Below are 16,059 nucleotides of genomic sequence, written 5' to 3'. Positions count from 1 at the left end.
TTTATTTTCTATTTGCGCGCCCGTCCTGTTTTGTATACCATTTTATTAATACATATGAAATCTGCGTCCCTCTTTCTGAAAGGAGACCTGCCATGTTAAGGCATATGATTGCTGTTACGGCTGCTATTCTGGCCCTGTCCACACCGACTTTTGCTCAAGAAACATCTGAGGCAACTGCTCCTGAATACCAGCATTGCTCTGAATTCCCTGAAAGACTGTTCAGCGGCGATGTAGAAAGCGTCATCGTTGCGCGCCTGCAGGCCTTCAAAGATATGAACTGCAGCGTGAGCGAGCGCTACAGCCAAAAGCGTCAAGAAGACGTCTGTGATTTCAGCTTGGTGATTCTGAAAGAAATTCCGGATGACCCAACCCAAATCCTGATTGCACAAATCTTTGACTGCTAAGCCGTCAAATCGACTAAAAAAGCCCTGCAAATGCAGGGCTTTTTGGTGCTTAGGTAAAGCTTAGTGCAAGATCCTTGTGGATGGTGCATTGTCCTTAAGCAAGTCTTCCAGCGCTTCAAACAGGTCTGCATCCGCACGGTTACTTTGTGCATGGATGTGCCTTAGGCTGGCTTGGTAAATAACGCGGTGGCTCGGGGTTACATCCCCACCTACTATGGCAAATTCAGGAATTGCCACCACTTCTGCGCCCTTTTTATGGGTGAGGCACAGCTCAGCTTGCTCAGGCGTAATCTGCATCATCCACACCAGTGCTTGGATCGGACGAATCTTGCCTGTAAACTTGTCTTCATATTTAAACATTGGCGCGCTCATTACGCGGTCCACATCAAAGAGTCGTTTATCAACGGTTTTAATGAAGGCTTCACCTAGGGCGATACGGCAGGTGTTCATCAGCGCAACTGATGGGCTTTCGTACTTACCACTATCCAGGCAGCTTACAAAGCGTGCGCGGTTTTCATCCTGCTTTTCACGCACCATAATAAACTTACGTGTATTACCTTCAAAATACCAAAGGATCATAGACGATGCGATTGTGCTCGCTGGTGTCGTGCTAATGCTCACTGGACGACCAATCAGCGCACTTGCTACCTTATGCGCAAGAGTCGAGCGGAGTTGCATCAGCTTTGCTGAAAATGTCTGCTTTTCTGTGTTTTGCACGTTTGTCATTGTTTTCAAATCCTTTTTTAACTTTGGCAGATTCTCACGTTCTGCCGTCTGTAGCAAGGGTATGTGAATGGGCAGGTAAACTTTCAAGGCCAAAATGATAAAAAAGTGGCGAAAATTCGCCACATCATGCCTTAAGTATGGACAAAATAACACAAAATGATATTTTAAATTTTAAAACAATTCTAAGGCCAAAAACATGCAAGATCTGATCTCGACACTGAATGACCCACAACGTGAAGCCGTCCTCCATACAGAGGGCCCTCTTCTTGTGCTCGCAGGTGCCGGAACAGGTAAAACACGTGTGCTGACAACACGTCTTGCGCATATTCTAATGAGTGGCCTTGCAGCGCCCTCTCAAGTGCTTGCGGTAACCTTTACCAACAAAGCTGCAAAAGAGATGCTGGAACGTATTGAGCAGATGCTCGGTATGCCCGCTTCTGGTATGTGGCTGGGCACTTTCCACAGCCTTGGGGCTCGCATTCTACGTATGCATGCTGAAGCTGCTGGCTTTATTGATCGTAACTTCACCATTCTGGGGGCTGATGACCAGCTCAGCGTGTGTAAGCAAATTCTAAAAGACCGCGGCGTTGACGATAGCACACTAAGCGCCCGCCAACTGACTTACCTGATTGGAAAATGGAAAGATAACGGCTGGCTTCCGCACCAAGTGCCTGAAAACGAACACTACGGTTTTGAAATTCCCGTGATTGATTTTTACAAAATGTATGAGAAGCGCCTCGCTGATGCGAATGCAGCAGACTTTGGTGACCTGCTTCTTCGTCCAATTGAGCTATTTAAAAAGAACCCAGATATTCTTTCTCGTTACCAGAACCAGTTTAAGTACGTACTGGTTGATGAGTACCAAGATACCAACACGGTACAGTACCTGTGGCTAAGGCTTCTGGTTCAAACTCACAATAACATTTGCGTGGTGGGGGATGATGACCAGTCTATTTACGCATGGCGTGGGGCTCAAGTGGGGAACATCCTCCGCTTTGATAGCGACTTCCCGGGTGCAAAAGCCGTTCGTCTAGAGCAAAACTACCGCTCAACAGGCCACATTCTAAATGCAGCTTCAGGCCTGATTAAATATAACGAAGAGCGCCACGATAAAACCCTTTGGACCTCTGACGATGACGGTGAGCAAGTCGAAGTACACCCAGTATTTGATGACCGTGAAGAAGCGCGCTTTATTGCTGATCGCATTGAAACTGACCTGCAAGGCGAAGCATGGGATGACTTTGCGATCCTGGTGCGTACGGCTTCACAAACCCGCTCTATTGAGGAACGCTTCATCCGCCAAGGGATTCCATATCAGGTAATTGGTGGACTGCGTTTCTACGAACGTAAAGAAATTCGTGACGCTATTGCGTACCTACGCCTTGTTAATAGCCCACGCGATGACTTCGCTTTTGAGCGCATTGTAAACGTACCGAAGCGCGGTATGGGCCCTGCGGCCATTGCTACCCTTACTCAACTCGCACGTGAGCACCAAACAAGCTTGTACCTTGCCACCCGTATGGCGATTGAGAACGGCATATTGCAGAGTCGCATTGCCAATAAACTGCGTCCGTTTATTGCTCTGATTGATGATGCGGGCAAAGCTATGGAAACCACCTCTCCAGATAAACTAATGGAAAACCTTCTGGAAGATAGTGGCTACCTAGAAATGCTACGTACTGATAAAGATCCTGATGCGAAAAACCGCATTGATAACTTGAAAGAGCTTATCCGGGCTCTGCAAGACTTTAGCGATATTGGCACCTTCCTCGAGCACATCAGCCTTGTGATGGACAGAGATGCGGACAGTACAAACACAGTGAAGATCACCACTGTTCACGCCGCCAAAGGGCTAGAGTTTGAAAATGTCTTCCTACCAGGTTTTGAGGAAGGCCTCTTCCCGCACCAGCGCAGCCTGAATGAAGAAGGTAAAAAAGGCCTTGAAGAAGAGCGCCGCCTTGCTTACGTAGCGGTCACACGTGCCCGTAAAACACTGATTATCTCTTACGCCTTTTCACGTCGTATGTATGGTCAGTTCCAACCGGCTACGCCGTCTCGTTTCCTTGCTGAAATGCCAGACGAAGCACTGCACATGGTGGCTGCAACGCCTGATACAGGTTTCTTCCGTCCACAAGTGCACTCAAGTGTAGACCGCTACGAGAACACGCAGCCTGTTGTTTCTTACACAAGTGCCGTTGGTGCTGAGGTAAATGTAGGTAACCGTGTCTTCCATGATAAATTTGGCTACGGCATTGTGAAAAGCGCAGAAGGTAAAGGTGAAGGCGCCCGCCTCACAATCGCCTTTGATAAAGCCGGCCAAAAGAAACTTGTCGCAGGCCTCGCTAAGCTAGAAGTGGTTCGCTAATTTAAGCCCCCACTACGGGGGCTTTTTTAGAATTATACTTTTTACTTGTTCCAAAGCGCGCAGCTGTATATCTTCACGTTGATTTCTATCTGACTTTCTTTTCCCCCTTCAGCAACAGGAGATTTCTATGTCTGAAGAAAACACCTCCATTACCATTGAGCAATTTGAAGATGTTCTGAACAGCATGAAGCTGCATATGGATGCGGATAACTGGCACAAGGCACAAGTTGCCCTGAGCACGCTGAAACAGCGTGGTCTGCCTGATCCGAGCACTTACAGCACCACGTCCGTTACCGCTGATGATGAAGAAGACCTGAACCTGAAAATGCATTTGATCATGATGCCGGGCCTTCTGAAGTTCAAAGCTGGCGAAGCTTCTCTGGAAGATGCCGTGGCAGAGGTTATACCCCTGCTGAACGAAATGGCACACTGGGCCATGAACTTTGCCTGGGGCGGTACGCCTGATTGGCCTGTAACCATCTCTGTTGAGACTGAAGAAAACGACGAAGATTAATCTTCATGCAAAAAGCCCCCAACTGGGGGCTTTTTTTATTCGATAATTTTGGTTACCCGACCAGGTATAAACGGCGCACACACACGCTTTTGAACAGTTCTCAAGAAATCGCTAAGCGTTTTCTTCTCACTGTCCGTAAAATGCGTCGTGTCGTTTTCCAAAACTTTAAGCAACGTATCAAGGTTGGCATAAACCGCCCCTGCATAGGTTGACATCGCTTCACCGCGTACAGGTGTGACACGCTCCTGAGAAGGCAGGTCCGCATACAGCTTCATGCACAGCTCTTCATAAGACCACTTCATCTCGGTAAACACATCCAAAAGGCTGCTACCCACATGACCAGAAAAACCAACATGTCGGGCCTGATCTTCAGCAACGATACTGTCCATGACACGCACCATGTTCACAACATGGCTAATGGTGCCAATCACTTCCATTTCACGGGGGGTTACTTCTTTCATAGTAAAAACTCCAGAAGGGAAAAAGAGAAAAAGATTAAATTCGCCTCAACATATCAATCCCCTTAGATATTTGCAACGCTTTCACCTAGATTTAAAACGCTTTTTCGGATACATTGAGCCGAGATCAATACAAGGATGCTTAAACTGATGACACAAGCCGCTAAAAAAGTTCAAATGAATGTTCCAGATCAACACCTTCACTTGTTTGAAGATATGGTGCTTGGCCTTGCCACTGCCACAGACATTGGCAAAGTGAACAAAGACGATGCGAACTGGGTAGTCACAGCCTTCTTTGATCCACGTATTGATGACGCTGATGTACAAAGCTGCATGCGTGAAGCTGCTGAAAGCTGCGGCCTAAGTTCAAAAGAGCATGCTATTACAATTGTGTCAGACGAAGACTGGCAAAGCAAAATGCGTGAAGATTTTCCTCCTTTAGAAGCAGGTGATTTCTTTATACATTCGTTTGATGAAACACCTCCAAAAAACAAACTAAGTTTGCATATTCCAGCAGGCATGGCCTTTGGTACAGGCGAGCACTCAACAACATATGGCTGCCTTGTGCTTTACAGCAAGCTGAGTGAAGAGCGTACATTTAAGAACGGCCTTGATATGGGTTGCGGAAGCGGTATCCTTGCGCTGGGTGCCACGAAAAAGCAAAACACACCTTTCCTTGCGGTTGATATTGACGAGCCAAGCATTGATATCTGCAAAGAGAACATGGCCAATAACGGTGCAAGCGAGGCAGTCACGTCTCTTGTTGGAAACGGCTTTAACACGGCTGAAGTTTCTAAGAAGGCCCCATACGATCTGATTTTTGCAAACATTCTAGCAAGCCCACTGCTGCAAATGGCAGATGGTCTCGTGAACGTACTTGAAAAAGACGGCGTTGCAATTCTTTCAGGTTTCCTTACACACCAAGAAGACGCGATTGTAAAAGCTTACCGTGCCCTAGGGATGGAAGTCACCGCACGTGAGCAACGTGAAGAATGGGTGGCGCTGGCTATGAAGAAAATCAGTTAAACCGATTTAAGCCGATTACGCCTAAATCTGTTTAAAAACTCGCTAGAACGAAGCGAAAATGATTATCTTTGAGAACCAGCGCGCAGTGTATTAAACATACATGAGCACTGGACGCGCAAAAAGATAAACATTTGCAGCCAGTTATAGTAGAGTTATGAAATAGGTTTTAACAATAAGGATAAAAGATAATGAAAATCGGTGTTTTGCTTTCTGGATGCGGTGTAAATGACGGCAGTGAAATCCATGAGGCGACGCTGACACTGCTTCATATCCTTAAAAACGGCGGCACACCTGTTTGTATCGCGCCTAATATGCCTCAAAAAAATGTAGTCAATCACCTAACTGGTGAGGAAGTGATAAACGAAACACGTAACACACTTGTAGAGGCTGCCCGCATAAGCAGAGGTGATATAAAAGATCTGGCTGATATCACAGAAGATGATTTAGATGCCTTGATTATTCCTGGGGGCTTTGGTGCAGCTAAAAACATTTCTAATTTTGCGCTCATTGACGATAAAACACAAACCATTGTAGAGCCTCAAACTGCACGACTTATCCAGTCCATGCACATGGCAGCTAAACCTATGGGCTTTATGTGTATTTCTCCTGCCAGTATTGCTGCACCAGCCTTACAAGGCCGTATGGTTCAACTCACAACAGGGCAAGACGAAGGCACAATTCTCGCCATTAATGCATTAGAAAATATTGGTATTATGTGTAATGTTGATGAAATCATTATTGATGAGAAGAATCGCATTGCTTCAACACCTGCTTACATGCTTGGTAAAAACATTGCAGAGATTGAACTCGGTATTGCAAAACTCGTCTCATGGGTCTACACAACAGCTCAATCAGCAAAGGCGGCTTGACAATGTTTCCAAAAACAAAGACAGTGAACTCAAACACATCTGGACTTTTCTCTCGTTTTTCAAAGGTACATGACATGCTTGAGGTTCTCCCTGAAAAGCAAGGACGTGTAGCAATGGGGCTGATTATGGCTGCCGTTGTTCTGTTCGTAACGCTTGCTTTGCCTGCATGGGCATTTGGCGTAGCTATGGGTGTGCTTTCGGTTATGATGGTCCGTGAACTCGGCCATATGTTTAAAGGAAAACTCCCTCCTCTTCCCATTCTACTGGTTGTTATCAGCGCGCTCTGCTTGTTCTTTATTCGTAAAGAAGCAGACGTTGGTCACCTGTTTATCCTCTACCTGGCCCTTGTTATTTCTCTGAATGACTCAGGCGCATATTTGGTTGGTAAACGTATTGGTAAGCGCAAGCTTGCTCCACAGATCTCTCCGGGTAAAACCATTGAAGGTGCTGTGGGCGGTATCCTTGTGGGGACACTTGGCAGTGTTCTGCTGTTTAGCATTGCTGGTCTACCGATTCTGCTTGGCCTTATTTCAGGCGCCATCATTGCCGTAAGCGCAGTGGCTGGTGACTTGTATGAATCCAAGCTGAAGCGTATGGCTGGTGTAAAAGACAGCGGTACAGCACTCATGCATCATGGCGGCTTTTTAGACCGTTACGATAGCTACCTATTCGCAGCGCCTCTATTGGCGTTTCCACTCTTCATTCTTTCACTACTGTAAAGTTCATTTATAAATGGAATTCAGTTTACGATTTGGAATTGAAAAATTTATTTTGCGAAGTGATGTGTGCACACATGCACATGAACGACAAAAAATAAGTTTTTTGATCCAAAGAAACCATTTAGGGATGAACTCCTAAGGAGATACACACATGACAAAGACGGTTCACCTTCTTATTGAAGCCCGTGACAACATTCAATACGCCACTGGCACACCTCACCACGACCCTGCGGTTTGGGTGGGTGATGAAAACGCGGGGGGTGTCCTTCTCACATCTGCGCTAGACTTCGGCAGCATGACAAGCCATGTCAACAGCCGTACGAAAGTGATCAACTACTCGGTTCTTCTGAAAGATAACGCATCTGAAGAAGAACGCGCTGGTATTACAGGTAACATTGACATTGCCATTTGGTATCTCAACCACATTGGCGCAACAGAAGTGGTTGTGGCTAAAAATGGCGACCGCAGTGACGACGGCATGGCCGGCGATTACGTAGATGCTCTACGTGATGCAGGCTTTAAAGTGACGTACGCCTCACCGATGTTCCCTTGCCGTGAGCGCAAAGATGCGGATGAAATCAAAAAGATTGCAGACGCACAAGCCATCAACGAACGCGGCTTTTACCGTGCTTTCAAAATTCTGCAAGACAGTACCATCGCCAATGATAACACACTCATGTGGAACGGCGAGGTTCTGACGGCTGAAATTCTGCGCGCTGAAATGAGCCTTGAAATCTACAAGGCAGGTTACGGTACCATGGAATCTGATGGTCCGATTATCGCATGTGGTTTGCAAGGTTCTGACCCGCACGAGCGTGGCCATGGCCCGCTGAAAGCTGGTGAGCTGATCGTGATGGACTGTTTCCCACGTATGCCAGACGGCTACTGGGGTGACCTGACACGTACAGTGATCAAAGGCCCTATTCAGCCTTGGCAGCAAGACATGTTCAACATGGTTCTAGACGCGCACAACTGGGTGGAAACGCAGGTGAAAAACGGCGCCGACAGCAAAGCCATTTTTGACGGTGTGATTGCCATGTACGAAAAAGCTGGTTACCCAACAGATGCAACTGTGCCGCATGGCATGTTCCATGGTGTTGGCCACAGCCTTGGCCTTGGCCTGCATGAAAGCCCGGGCATTGGCTCGCGTGAAGGTACGCTTGTGACAGGGAATGTTGTGACTAACGAGCCTGGCCTCTACTACAAAGGCCATAACGGTATCACTGGCGGTGTTCGCATTGAGGACATTCTGGTGGTAACCGATACAGGCTGTGACAACATCACAAGCCTACCCAAGGAGCTGGACGTGGATAAAATTTCCATACCTTCAGACTTCTAAATCGATTTAAAACAGCCCCACTCGGGGCTGTTTTTTCATAGAAGGCTTGTATTAAGTCTGCTCTATTCCCATATCTTCATCATCATTAACTTCTTCTTTTCCTATGCCACAATGGAGGTTTCCCATGGCAACTACTGAACGTCACCCGAATCGCTATCCCAAGCATGAAGGCGACAAGGGCCAAGTGTTTGGCGGCGAATGCAACCGCACCCGCTGCACGGAACATGGCGCCACATGGTTCAACAATGGCACAAGGGGCTACGAGTGTGAACAGCACGCTCGTGGCGCCAATGCAATGCCCATGGGTGGTGTTGCTCCTTGTGTCGAAGTTGATCATCAACTCACCCTTGAAGAAATGGAGGTCATGGCAGCCGATGTCAGGAAAGCCATGCGCGTCTAATCGATCTCAGCAAGCCGCCCTTTGGGGCGGTTTGTTTTTTATGCTTGATGCTATGTATACCAAGGTGCTATAAATATGAAATCATTCATCTTTCCTCTTACTTTTTCTTGGAGATGACTATGCAAGATCTCATTCTACAGATTGGCACAGGTGGCCTTCTTGGTATTGCTTTTGTTTTTACTCTGGCCATACTGGCATCTACTGCCTTCTTTGAAAACTTCAGGTTGGGCCACGTGACCCCTGCCTATATGTACTTGGTGGCCTCGGTTGTTGTGTTTATCACAGCACTCACCAATGCTTACTCTGCTATTGCCATCCCTGCTTGTTTGGTGGGTGGCCTCATTGGATTTCTCATCGCATGCTATCGCGCTGAAAAATTCACCCCCTAACCTTTCAGGAGATTCCTATGGAAAATCCGACTTATCACCCGCGGCGCTACCCGCAACACAACGGCCCTAAAGGCCAAGTGTTTGGCGGTGAATGTAACCGCCCCAGCTGCACTTCACAGGGCGCTGTTTTCTATAACCGCGCCAACCATGCTTACAATTGCCCTGCATGCGCTGCAGACATTAATAAATGGCCTTTGGGCGGTATTGAAGCGTGTGTTGAAGTAAAGCACCCCCTCACCCTTGGTGAAATGACAAACATGACGGCGCGCGCCATCATGGCCATGCAGCCGTAGAGACGCTCATGTTTGAGCTGATTTTTCTGTTGGTTGTCTTTAGCGTTGCTGCGCTTGCTGGCGGCTTTTACATCTTCTTTGGCGTTCATGCCATACAAGAAGGTGATATGGCTATGGGTATCATATTCCTAGGGTCAGCAGTTATGAGTACCATTGGCCTTGCCATCTTGGTCCTGGTATCTAGCTCCCCTTGGCTTTTTGCCACCTGTGGTCTGCTTTCAACTGCTGCTGGCGGATTACTAGCACGCCGCATACTCAACGAATAAACGATGATGCAGACCGCCCTAAATAGGGCGGTTTGTTTTTCCTTATTGCCGCATTGAATACAATCATGATATAACACTGCCATACCTCATCTTCCCTTCCCCTTCTATAGGAGCAACTCATGCCCCAGAAAACCATCTACTTTGCTCACCCCATGTGCGATTACGGCACAGAACGTGAAGCCAAGATCATCAAATTCCTTGAAGCTGAAGGCTACCATGTCGTCAATCCTGCGGATCATCAGCAAGCCTATGATGACTGGCTGGAAAGCCCTGCCTTTACCGGCGAACGCATGAAGTTTTGGACCAATATGGCCATGTCCTGCGATGAATGTGCTTTCATTGCCTTTGCCGATGACTTGAATGCTGAGGGCGTGCCTCATGGCTACCACGGATTTCGGGACAGCACAGGATTTGAGTTTGGAACCTCCCCCTGCCACCGCATTGGTGCAGGCGTTTGGAAAGAGGTTGATACCATCTTTGATGCTGGTAAACCTGTCTTTTTCGTCCAAGACTCGACCAACTCTATCTTTCTCATGGGTGTCGCGGCTGATGACTGGGCTACCGCTAATGGTTTTACCAAGCTGACCGTGGATGAAACCCGCGCCCTATTGCGTGCCTCTGGCACCTACAAGAAATAAATCGATCCTTGCAACAGCCCCTCCCATGGGGCTGTTTTATTTTTCTCCTTGATATATTCCCCCCGCTCCCCTACACCTAAGGCATAAATACACCTTATAGGTCCCGCTTATCTGAGGTTCTTATGCCCCAAAAAACACTTCTGCTCGTGCTGCCTGCCTGCGATTACGGCACAGACAAAGACAGAGCGATCACAGCTGCTATGGAAGCTGAAGGCGTCAAAGTCATTAGCCCTGCTACGAGTGAACTCTCTTACGATGACATGATGAAATCCTGTGACAAATGCTGCTTTGCTGGGTTTGACCATGACCTCCACTCTGAAGAAGCCCCTTCGGGCTGGATGATAAATCAAGGTGTACGCCGCCCTGCACGTCGTATTTCACAGCAAATCTACCAAATGGCTGATGCCTTTCTTGCTGCAGGTAAACCCGTCTATTATGTAAACTATGTGCTGATGGATGGCACCCTTGCCGCCCCTATCAAATTCATAGAGCATAGCAGTTGGGAAGCTGGCTATACGCTGCTGAATAGACACCAAACTGAAGCACTTTACTGCGCTGCTGGTTTCTAAATCGAAAATAAGCCCTGCAACTGTGGGGCTTTTTTCTGTTCTCGTCCTTGCATAAGGTTTAAACTTTTCCTATACCTTATGCAGCAAACAAAAGGACGCCTATGAGCATAGTTCAACTCACAGCAGAGCAGGCTGATAACATGAGCCGCTACTTGCACAGCCTAAAAGGCCATATTGAGATGTGCCCAGATGTGAGTGAGTCTTACGGTGAACGCGCTGAAGAACTTGTTGAAGCCGCTGAGAGAGCCGTAGAGCCTTTTGATGAAATTTTACAGCTTGATTATCCTTTAGTTGACGAAGAAGACTTAAAACGCGCGCTCCCGCTTCTTGAGGAGACATATCATGTGTTTGAATCTCACTGTTATAACAACTGTCCTCCAGATGAAAGAAACGCAAGGGACGATGCTCTGAGAGCATTTATTGATGAGATGAAGAGTGTTTCGCATGAGGCTGTTTTAGAGCGTTAGATTTTATATTGTTTCTCTTTGCTTGCTCTCCGCCTCACATTTAGAAAATATGAAATTTTCAAAATAAGATTCTCCGCAAGCTACGGTCTTGGTTTAAAGCGCACCTTTGCAAAAATAATCCTCCGTCTTATTTTTAAATGCTTTAAACCGATCAAAACGCCTGAGCGTTTTGGCTCCGCTTCGCTACGCAATCTACTAGGCAAGCATTTTACGTATTGAGCATTTTGAGATGATTCATAACGTCATGCGAGGCGAATAGCCGAGCCGCAGACCTAAGGGGCTGCGACGGCAAAAAAGAGTTCTTTTGGGATTGCTGGCAAAACCAAAAGGCCTAATATTTTTTTGCCAAGATCATACTTTGCGGGAATTCATCTTTTTGAAGTAGCGAAGCGCATGAAAAAAGTGACTTCGAGAGCAAAGAAAAAACACCAACGAAAAAGCCCCGCTCTTGCGGGGCTTTTATGTAAGTCAGACTTAGTCAATCTGAGGTGTTACGTCAGTAGCCAGTTGGCTTTTACGCATTGTGCTCAGCATCTTACCTGTACCCGCTGGGATCAGGCGACCAACAATTACGTTCTCTTTCAGACCGTTCAGGTCATCTACACGTCCGCTTGTTGCAGCGTCAGTTAGAACCTTCGTTGTCTCCTGGAACGATGCCGCAGAGATGTAAGAACGAGTTGTCAGGCTGGCCTTCGTAATACCTTGCAAGTACAGTTCGTACTCAGCAGGTGTCTTACCTTGTGCCACTAGACGTGCGTTCTCTTCTTCGACTTCAACCGCATCAGCAAGTTCGTTAGGAACGAATGTTGTTGAACCTGCACGCGTAATCATCACCTTACGCATCATCTGGCGCATAATCACCTCGATGTGCTTATCGTTGATTGTTACACCTTGCAAACGGTAAACCGATTGGATCTCACCGATCATGTACTCAGCGAGAGCTTCTACACCTTGCGTACGGAGAATATCCTGAGGTACACGCGCACCTTCAATCAGCATTTCACCGGCCTCGATGAAGTCACCATCACGTACGTTTAGGTGGATACCCTTAGGTACAAGGTACTCACGTACATCTTCAGAGCCATCAGCAGCTTTACCAGTTACGATAATACGACGCTTACCTTTCAGGTCCTTACCAAATGAGACTGTACCTTCAACTTCAGAGATAAGGGCACTGTCTTTTGGTTTACGTGCTTCAAAGAGTTCAGCAACGCGTGGTAGACCCCCGGTAATATCGCGAGACTTAAGAGATTCGCGAGGCATACGAGCAATCGTGTCACCAGCAGAAACTTCTTTACCATCTTCCGCAGCAAGAATCGCGTCTACAGGTAGGAAGTAGATCGCTTGCGCGCCGTTTGGTAGAGTTGCCACTTTACCTTTCTTGTCTAGAAGAACCATAGCAGGCTTCATGTCAGCACCACGTGGGTTTTGCTTCCAGTCAAGAACTGTCTTAGATGACATACCAGTTGTTTCATCCATTTCTTCCTTGATAGAGACACCTTCTACAAGATCCATAAACTGGATTGTACCTTGTGCTTCTACCATGATTGGAAGTGTATATGGATCCCAATCCGCAATCGTGTCGCCAAGCTTAAGCTCAGCACCGTCTTTCACGTGAACCTTAGAACCGTAAGGAAGCTTGTGCTCCTCACGCTCACGGCCAGATTTATCTGTGATACGTGCAACAGCGTTACGGCTCATGATGATGCTTGCACCATCAGAGTTCGTCACAGTGACTACGTTCTCAAGTTTCACTGTACCTTCAGATTCAGCAGCAGCCTTAGATTTCGCTGTACCAGCAGATGCTGTACCACCAATGTGGAACGTACGCATTGTCAGCTGTGTACCCGGCTCACCAATCGACTGAGCAGCAATGACACCAACAGCCTCACCGATGTTCACAGGAGTACCACGAGCAAGGTCACGGCCGTAACATTTCGCACATACGCCTTCGTCACTTTCACAAGTCAGAACAGAACGTACGCGAACTGTACCAATACCAGCAGTTTCGATTGCGTCTACAAGCTCTTCGTCAAGTAGAGTGTCACGTACAGCGATGATGTCACCAGTTAGAGGGTTCACAACATCTTCAGCCACAGTACGGCCAAGGATACGGTCCTCTAGAGATTCCATCACGTTACCGCTATCAGTAATCGCAGATACGCTAATTGCTTGTTCAGTACCACAGTCATCTTCAACGATTACGCAGTCCTGAGATACATCCACAAGACGACGAGTCAGGTAACCAGAGTTCGCTGTCTTAAGGGCGGTATCGGCAAGACCCTTACGCGCACCGTGAGTCGAGTTAAAGTACTGAAGGACGTTTAGACCTTCACGGAAGTTCGCTGTAATCGGCGTTTCGATAATCTCACCATTCGGCTTGGCCATCAAACCACGCATACCAGCGAGCTGACGCATCTGAGTAACGGAACCACGGGCACCAGAGTTTGCCATCATGTAAACGCTGTTTACAGAAGGCTGTGTGCGTTTTTCACCGTCAACATCTACTTGTTTGTCAGAAATTTCCGCCATCATCACATCTTTAACTTGGTCAGTTGTACGCTGCCAAATATCGATGACTTTGTTGTATTTCTCACCAGATGTAATCAGACCATCCATGTACTGTTGTTCCATGCGCTTCACTTCAGCTTCTGCTTCAGATACAAGCGTGTACTTCGTATCAGGGATTACCATGTCATCCTTACCGAACGAGATACCTGCACGTGCCGCAAACTTGAAACCAAGCTGCATGAGGTGGTCAGCGAAGATACAAGTCGTCTTCTGGCCACACTTCAGGTAAACCGTGTGCATAAGTGCACCCACTTCCTTCTTCGTAAGAATCTTGTTCAGTACGTTGAAGTCTAGTTCTGGATGGTCAGGTAGCAGTTGCGCAAGAATCAGACGACCAACAGATGTGTCGTATGTCTTACCGCGGAAGCGACCTTTAATACGTGTATGAAGCGTTACGCTACCTTCGTTAAGGGCGTGCTCAATTTCACCGATGTTTGCAAAGACAGAGCCTTCACCAACTTCACCAAAGCGTGCAAGAGATAGCCAGTACAGACCCAGAATAATATCCTGAGAAGGCACGACAATCGGCTTACCAGATGCAGGCGATAGGATGTTGTTTGTCGACATCATAAGTACGCGCGCTTCAATTTGTGCTTCAAGTGATAGTGGTACGTGTACCGCCATTTGGTCACCATCGAAGTCGGCGTTGAATGCTGTACATACAAGCGGGTGAAGCTGAATCGCTTTACCTTCAATAAGCTTAGGCTCAAAGGCTTGGATACCAAGACGGTGAAGTGTCGGTGCACGGTTAAGCATAACTGGGTGCTCACGAATCACTTCTTCAAGTGCATCCCATACTTCAACCTCACCATCTTCAACCATGCGCTTAGCAGCTTTAATCGTTGTTGCTAGGCCTTTCATTTCCAGACGTTGGTAAATGAATGGCTTGAACAGCTCAAGAGCCATCTTCTTCGGAAGACCACATTGGTGTAGCAGTAGGTCTGGACCAACGGTAATAACCGAACGACCAGAGTAGTCTACACGCTTACCAAGTAGGTTCTGACGGAAACGACCTTGCTTACCTTTCAGCATGTCTGCAAGAGACTTAAGTGGGCGCTTGTTCGCACCAGTAATCACACGTCCGCGACGACCGTTATCAAACAGAGCATCCACAGATTCTTGAAGCATACGCTTCTCGTTACGGATGATGATTTCTGGAGCACGTAGCTCAAGAAGGCGTTTTAGACGGTTGTTACGGTTAACTACACGACGGTAAAGATCGTTAAGATCAGATGTCGCGAAGCGGCCACCATCAAGTGGTACGAGAGGGCGAAGCTCAGGTGGTAGTACTGGAATAACATCCATAACCATCCACTCAGGCTTGTTACCAGAGTCACAAAATGCGTTCACAACTTTTAGACGCTTCACAAGCTTACGACGACGTACATCAGGTAGGTCATCGCTGAGCTCAGCTTGCATTTCAGCTTGTAGAGTCTTCAGGTCAAGCTCTTTAAGCAGTGTACGGATCGCTTCCGCACCAATTTCTGCTGTAAAGGCATCTTCACCAAACTCATCTTGAGCGTCCATAAGCTCTTCATCAGTGAGCATTTGGTGCTTTTCAAGCGTTGTTACACCAGGGTCCGTTACGATGAATGATTCAAAGTAAAGAACCTTTTCAAGATCTTTAAGCGTGAAGTCCAGAATGGCACTCATGCGGCTTGGTAGAAGCTTTAGGAACCAAATGTGCGCAACAGGAGCAGCAAGATCAATGTGACCCATGCGCTCACGGCGTACTTTAGATTCGATTACTTCAACACCACACTTCTCACACACAATACCACGGTGCTTCATGCGCTTGTATTTACCACATAGACATTCGTAGTCTTTTACTGGACCGAAGATACGGGCACAGAACAGACCGCCATGCTCAGGCTTGAATGTACGGTAGTTAATCGTTTCTGGTTTCTTCACTTCACCAAATGAGCGAGAACGGATTTGCTCAGGTGATGCGATTGAAATTCGGAGCGCTTCAAAAAGCTTTTGGTTTTGTTGCTTGTTTCCGAACAGGTTTGCGATATCGTTCATAGTCTATCTATCCTTTTTTCA

At 47.2% G+C, this 16,059-nt stretch carries 17 protein-coding genes; 14 read left to right on the top strand and 3 right to left on the bottom strand.

Translation table 11 applies throughout. The features are described from left to right. Positions 1-92: 92 nt before the first annotated feature. Positions 93-404: a hypothetical protein gene (locus VX730_06780; GenBank protein MEC9292088.1), complete on the top strand. Its 312-nt coding sequence runs from the start codon at positions 93-95 to the stop codon at positions 402-404. Positions 405-464: 60 nt separating this feature from the next. On the opposite strand, the gene VX730_06775 is transcribed toward VX730_06780, so the two are convergent. Further along, positions 465-1,130 carry a hypothetical protein gene (locus VX730_06775; GenBank protein MEC9292087.1) on the bottom strand — a complete coding sequence of 222 codons (666 nt, stop codon included), beginning with the start codon at positions 1,128-1,130 and terminating at the stop codon, positions 465-467. Between the two features lie 196 nt (positions 1,131-1,326). On the opposite strand from VX730_06775, the gene VX730_06770 reads away from it, so the two are divergent. Both VX730_06770 and VX730_06765 read left to right on the top strand, forming a co-directional pair. Continuing rightward, positions 1,327-3,495, top strand: coding sequence for a UvrD-helicase domain-containing protein (locus tag VX730_06770; GenBank protein MEC9292086.1), 2,169 nt, complete (start codon positions 1,327-1,329; stop codon positions 3,493-3,495). Positions 3,496-3,622: 127 nt separating this feature from the next. After that, on the top strand, positions 3,623-4,009 hold the full coding sequence (locus VX730_06765; GenBank protein ID MEC9292085.1) for a hypothetical protein: 387 nt from the start codon (positions 3,623-3,625) through the stop codon (positions 4,007-4,009). A gap of 35 nt (positions 4,010-4,044) precedes the next feature. On the opposite strand, the gene VX730_06760 is transcribed toward VX730_06765, so the two are convergent. Then, on the bottom strand, positions 4,045-4,470 hold the full coding sequence (locus tag VX730_06760; protein MEC9292084.1) for a hypothetical protein: 426 nt from the start codon (positions 4,468-4,470) through the stop codon (positions 4,045-4,047). Between the two features lie 147 nt (positions 4,471-4,617). On the opposite strand from VX730_06760, the gene VX730_06755 reads away from it, so the two are divergent. The 11 genes from VX730_06755 (at position 4,618) to VX730_06705 (ending at position 11,442) form a co-directional block, all read left to right on the top strand. Further along, on the top strand, positions 4,618-5,493 hold the full coding sequence (locus VX730_06755) for a 50S ribosomal protein L11 methyltransferase (protein ID MEC9292083.1): 876 nt from the start codon (positions 4,618-4,620) through the stop codon (positions 5,491-5,493). A gap of 185 nt (positions 5,494-5,678) precedes the next feature. Further along, on the top strand, positions 5,679-6,362 hold the full coding sequence (elbB, locus tag VX730_06750; protein ID MEC9292082.1) for an isoprenoid biosynthesis glyoxalase ElbB: 684 nt from the start codon (positions 5,679-5,681) through the stop codon (positions 6,360-6,362). A gap of 2 nt (positions 6,363-6,364) precedes the next feature. Next, positions 6,365-7,081, top strand: coding sequence for a phosphatidate cytidylyltransferase (locus VX730_06745; GenBank protein ID MEC9292081.1), 717 nt, complete (start codon positions 6,365-6,367; stop codon positions 7,079-7,081). Between the two features lie 151 nt (positions 7,082-7,232). Further along, positions 7,233-8,420, top strand: a complete 1,188-nt coding sequence (locus tag VX730_06740; GenBank protein MEC9292080.1) for a Xaa-Pro peptidase family protein — start codon at positions 7,233-7,235, stop codon at positions 8,418-8,420. Between the two features lie 124 nt (positions 8,421-8,544). Beyond that, a complete protein-coding gene (locus VX730_06735; GenBank protein MEC9292079.1) occupies positions 8,545-8,820 on the top strand; it encodes a hypothetical protein in 276 nt (91 codons plus the stop codon). A gap of 119 nt (positions 8,821-8,939) precedes the next feature. Next, a complete protein-coding gene (locus tag VX730_06730; protein ID MEC9292078.1) occupies positions 8,940-9,209 on the top strand; it encodes a hypothetical protein in 270 nt (89 codons plus the stop codon). Between the two features lie 17 nt (positions 9,210-9,226). Then, positions 9,227-9,502, top strand: coding sequence for a hypothetical protein (locus tag VX730_06725; GenBank protein ID MEC9292077.1), 276 nt, complete (start codon positions 9,227-9,229; stop codon positions 9,500-9,502). An 8-nt stretch (positions 9,503-9,510) separates the two neighbouring features. Continuing rightward, positions 9,511-9,768 carry a hypothetical protein gene (locus VX730_06720; protein ID MEC9292076.1) on the top strand — a complete coding sequence of 86 codons (258 nt, stop codon included), beginning with the start codon at positions 9,511-9,513 and terminating at the stop codon, positions 9,766-9,768. A gap of 119 nt (positions 9,769-9,887) precedes the next feature. Next, positions 9,888-10,406 carry a hypothetical protein gene (locus tag VX730_06715; protein ID MEC9292075.1) on the top strand — a complete coding sequence of 173 codons (519 nt, stop codon included), beginning with the start codon at positions 9,888-9,890 and terminating at the stop codon, positions 10,404-10,406. Between the two features lie 122 nt (positions 10,407-10,528). Beyond that, positions 10,529-10,975: a hypothetical protein gene (locus tag VX730_06710; GenBank protein MEC9292074.1), complete on the top strand. Its 447-nt coding sequence runs from the start codon at positions 10,529-10,531 to the stop codon at positions 10,973-10,975. A 101-nt stretch (positions 10,976-11,076) separates the two neighbouring features. Next, positions 11,077-11,442, top strand: a complete 366-nt coding sequence (locus VX730_06705; protein MEC9292073.1) for a hypothetical protein — start codon at positions 11,077-11,079, stop codon at positions 11,440-11,442. Between the two features lie 474 nt (positions 11,443-11,916). Here VX730_06705 and rpoC read toward each other — a convergent pair whose 3' ends face one another. Beyond that, entirely contained in the window at positions 11,917-16,038 is a 4,122-nt protein-coding gene (rpoC, locus tag VX730_06700) for a DNA-directed RNA polymerase subunit beta' (GenBank protein ID MEC9292072.1), read from the bottom strand. Positions 16,039-16,059 lie beyond the last annotated feature (21 nt).

This window comes from Pseudomonadota bacterium, assembly GCA_036141575.1.
Taxonomy (GTDB): Bacteria; Pseudomonadota; Alphaproteobacteria; order UBA2136; family JAPKEQ01; genus JAPKEQ01.
This window is presented reverse-complemented; position numbering and strand designations above follow the sequence as displayed.

Excerpts from the sequence above, each read along its gene's own strand:
- VX730_06705 (MEC9292073.1), top strand. The coding sequence starts at position 11,077 with ATGAGCATAGTTCAACTCACAGCAGAGCAGGCTGATAACATGAGCCGC.
- VX730_06710 (MEC9292074.1), top strand. The coding sequence starts at position 10,529 with ATGCCCCAAAAAACACTTCTGCTCGTGCTGCCTGCCTGCGATTACGGC.
- VX730_06745 (MEC9292081.1), top strand. The coding sequence starts at position 6,365 with ATGTTTCCAAAAACAAAGACAGTGAACTCAAACACATCTGGACTTTTC.
- VX730_06735 (MEC9292079.1), top strand. The coding sequence starts at position 8,545 with ATGGCAACTACTGAACGTCACCCGAATCGCTATCCCAAGCATGAAGGC.
- VX730_06770 (MEC9292086.1), top strand. The coding sequence starts at position 1,327 with ATGCAAGATCTGATCTCGACACTGAATGACCCACAACGTGAAGCCGTC.
- VX730_06715 (MEC9292075.1), top strand. The coding sequence starts at position 9,888 with ATGCCCCAGAAAACCATCTACTTTGCTCACCCCATGTGCGATTACGGC.
- VX730_06740 (MEC9292080.1), top strand. The coding sequence starts at position 7,233 with ATGACAAAGACGGTTCACCTTCTTATTGAAGCCCGTGACAACATTCAA.
- VX730_06730 (MEC9292078.1), top strand. The coding sequence starts at position 8,940 with ATGCAAGATCTCATTCTACAGATTGGCACAGGTGGCCTTCTTGGTATT.
- VX730_06780 (MEC9292088.1), top strand. The coding sequence starts at position 93 with ATGTTAAGGCATATGATTGCTGTTACGGCTGCTATTCTGGCCCTGTCC.
- VX730_06765 (MEC9292085.1), top strand. The coding sequence starts at position 3,623 with ATGTCTGAAGAAAACACCTCCATTACCATTGAGCAATTTGAAGATGTT.
- VX730_06775 (MEC9292087.1), bottom strand. The coding sequence starts at position 1,130 with ATGACAAACGTGCAAAACACAGAAAAGCAGACATTTTCAGCAAAGCTG.
- VX730_06720 (MEC9292076.1), top strand. The coding sequence starts at position 9,511 with ATGTTTGAGCTGATTTTTCTGTTGGTTGTCTTTAGCGTTGCTGCGCTT.
- VX730_06755 (MEC9292083.1), top strand. The coding sequence starts at position 4,618 with ATGACACAAGCCGCTAAAAAAGTTCAAATGAATGTTCCAGATCAACAC.
- rpoC (MEC9292072.1), bottom strand. The coding sequence starts at position 16,038 with ATGAACGATATCGCAAACCTGTTCGGAAACAAGCAACAAAACCAAAAG.
- VX730_06725 (MEC9292077.1), top strand. The coding sequence starts at position 9,227 with ATGGAAAATCCGACTTATCACCCGCGGCGCTACCCGCAACACAACGGC.
- VX730_06760 (MEC9292084.1), bottom strand. The coding sequence starts at position 4,470 with ATGAAAGAAGTAACCCCCCGTGAAATGGAAGTGATTGGCACCATTAGC.